Genomic DNA, 582 nt, shown 5'->3' with positions numbered 1-582 from the left:
TGGCAAAATCTAAAACACCTTCTGAGCGTAGAAGTGCGGTAGGGGATTGTATTCGGTTCAGTGATGGTGTGAATATCAACCTGGAATCAGTGCAAGATACGATGTCCAACCGCAGTGACAATATAAACGGTGAAATCGTCGGCGACCTGAATATCGAAAGCCGACAAGACAGTAATCACTATGATAGTAAGCAAGTACAGGCAGGCGGTAGTTTTTCAGTAACCTACGGCTCAGGTGGTGGCGGTTCGGTGAATGTCAGCGCCAGCAAAGGCAAAGTGAATTATGCGCAAGTGAATGAGCAGTCGGGGCTGAGAGTGGGTGAGGACGGCATGAACCTCACTGTTGGCGGTAACACCCATCTGAAAGGCGGGGTGATTGACAGCCAAGCCACAGCGGATAAAAACCACTTTAGCACCGGCACACTGACCACGGAAAACATCGACAATTACAGCGATGTCAGCGTGCAGAGCGTCAGTGGCGGGTTGTCGACCGACATGGGCAATTTGGCGATGACGGGCGTGGCGGCGGCGATGAGTGCCTTGGGCAATGTCAGCAAAGACGACAGCTCGACCACGCAAAGTG

Annotated in this window: 1 protein-coding gene; it reads left to right on the top strand. The window is 52.2% G+C overall.

The genetic code is table 11. The features are described 5' to 3' along the window. Positions 1-582, top strand: a 582-nt coding sequence (locus tag FHQ30_RS12360) for a hemagglutinin repeat-containing protein (RefSeq protein ID WP_176552773.1), incomplete at both ends; no start/stop codon positions are given.

It is taken from the genome of Testudinibacter sp. 'clade 2' (assembly GCF_006227735.1).
Taxonomy (GTDB): domain Bacteria; phylum Pseudomonadota; class Gammaproteobacteria; order Enterobacterales; family Pasteurellaceae; genus Chelonobacter.
This window is presented reverse-complemented; position numbering and strand designations above follow the sequence as displayed.